Genomic DNA, 2091 nt, shown 5'->3' on the forward strand with positions numbered 1-2091 from the left:
CCGCCTCCATTGGTCCGAGCACAGAAGGCGCCGCACCGCGAGAAACGAAGGGCCAGTCATGAAGATAACGACCAGTGGCTTCCGCGTCGAAGCAGGAAAGAATGCGGACCTCGCCAAGCGCGCAACGGATGTTGGGGATGTCTCGGGGCCGACACAACGTATAAACAGGTCTTGCCTCGGCGTATCAAAAAGCTGAGCGAGCTGCAGCGGTTGCACTACGCCTCGGTGCACTAGTCCGTGTTGGTGATCTTCCAGGGCATGGATGCGGCAGGAAAGAATGGAGCGATCCGACACGTCATGTACGGGGTGAACCCCCAGGGCTGCCAGGTCTCCAGCTTCAAACAGCCCAGTAGCGAGGAACTCGAGCACGACTTTATCTGGCGTCCGACCCGCCGCGGGCCGGATCGGCACCTTCAATCGCTCATACTACGAAGAAGTTCTCGTCGCGCGGGCGCACCCGGAGATTATGCACGGCGAGGGTATCCCGGCCGAACTCATCGACGAGTCGTCCATCTGGAGAGAACGGCATCGCTCGATTGCGGACCTCGAGGCGCATCTGAGCCGCAAGGGGACGATGATCGTCAAGATCTTCGTGAACCTTTCGAAAGAGGAACAGGCGAACGGATTCCGCGAACTCATCGACGTTCCCGAAAAAAAACTGGAAGCTCACTCTCTCGGACATTCACGAACGGGAGTATTGTGACTCGCATTTGTCGGCTTACGAGAAATGCCTGACAGTCATGAGCACCATGGACAGCCCCTGGTACGTGGTGCCGGCGGACAGTGAGAAGAACGCCCTGCTCGTTCTGTCCCAGATCATCGGGGACACGAGCGCAACAGGGAACTGGCTACTATCCGCGCTGAACTCTGAAATGCATAGCGGGCACGGAGAACTGAGACACAAAAAGAGAGGTAGCGTTTTTGGTTGTGTTCTACGGAAACGGTTGGGGGTCCGAATCCCTCCAGGGGCACCATAGACGGCTTACTCGAACCATCACCCCGTTCCGCGGCGGTGAGCAGATCGTCTACGGTTTACCAATGCTCTTGACGGTCTTTTGCGCTGCGTGTGGGCATGGACAGTACATGCGCGGTCCTTACGGTCGTCGGTGCAGTAAGAGGAGTAGCCAAGCTTCCCAAAATCAGCCGAATTGGGCGCATTCGGCTAACGATCAGCGTTCGTACAGACGATACATAGGTGTGGAATAAATGTGGACTTCGTTCTCTAAAAGCCTCGCACCCCAGTAATGGCCTCGCGAGAATTCGGAATCAGTGGGTTCCGGGTTCAAGTCCCGGGGGGTGCACCGAAAAGACCGATCAGCAAAGGGTTCCGTTCTCACGAACGGGGCCCTTTTTTGTTGCGGTTATGATTTGGTCGGGAGCCAGGCGCAAGCCGGTCGATCTTTTCATCACGGGGGATGTTCATGACAATTCGCATCACAACGACGTCCACGAAGATCGGCTACGTCACGAGTAGTTGCGTGGTGGTGATTCTCGGCTCAGCCCTGACCATCGGCCTCCCACTCCCTGTCGCCTCCGTTGTGACGGGCGCACTCGCGCTGGTTCTGGTCGCCTTCGCTACGCGAACCTTTCGCGGCGAGGGTGAACCCGTTGAACAGAGGCGCCCGTGGTGGAAGATGACGGCGCACCGGACATCCGGTTTCGTCTTCACACTTCTCTTCGGCGCGCAGGCAATCTACTTGCTGATCGCGGTCATCAGCCGCCCGGAGTCCGGGCTGTTGATAGTTCCACTGATCACGAACGCTGTGATCGCGGCGATGTTCGCGTTCTCGTCGATGCGGCTGGGAGTAACAGCGCGCGCGATCGCGTCGAATAAGCAGTAGCGACAACGACTCGCGCGCGTCCCAGCGTCCAGGGTTGCGGGAGCAACGCGGCGGGTCGGGTATGCGCGAACCCAGGAGTAAACCGTCCGTAGGCGTGGCTCACGCCGTCGAGTAGTAATAGTCGCCACGTATCGCCGGGCGACCTGGAATGCCGGGCGACCTAGAAGGTTGTCGGGTTGTCGGGGTTGTCGGGTTCGGGGTCGAGGTTCCAGACGTCGACGACCGGGGCCGGCGGTTTGGGTGTGGGTGT

At 59.0% G+C, this 2091-nt stretch carries 2 protein-coding genes and 1 pseudogene; all 3 read left to right on the forward strand.

Translation table 11 applies throughout. The features are described from left to right. The first annotated feature begins 297 nt into the window (after window positions 1–297). The 3 genes and pseudogenes from QN350_RS20070 to QN350_RS19525 all read left to right on the forward strand — a co-directional run bounded on the left by QN350_RS20070 (window position 298) and on the right by QN350_RS19525 (window position 1841). A pseudogene (locus QN350_RS20070) lies at window positions 298–703 on the forward strand (hypothetical protein). After that, window positions 681–977 (forward strand): hypothetical protein, encoded by a 297-nt coding sequence (locus QN350_RS20075; RefSeq protein WP_369125153.1) that lies wholly within the window; start codon window positions 681–683, stop codon window positions 975–977. Before QN350_RS20070 ends, QN350_RS20075 begins: the two are co-directional and overlap by 23 nt. Before the next feature lie 444 nt (window positions 978–1421). Continuing rightward, window positions 1422–1841 carry a hypothetical protein gene (locus QN350_RS19525; RefSeq protein WP_322140255.1) on the forward strand — a complete coding sequence of 140 codons (420 nt, stop codon included), beginning with the start codon at window positions 1422–1424 and terminating at the stop codon, window positions 1839–1841. The last annotated feature ends 250 nt before the right edge of the window (window positions 1842–2091 follow it).

The organism is Cryobacterium sp. 10I5, from assembly GCF_035019865.1.
Classification (GTDB): domain Bacteria; phylum Actinomycetota; class Actinomycetes; order Actinomycetales; family Microbacteriaceae; genus Cryobacterium; species Cryobacterium breve_A.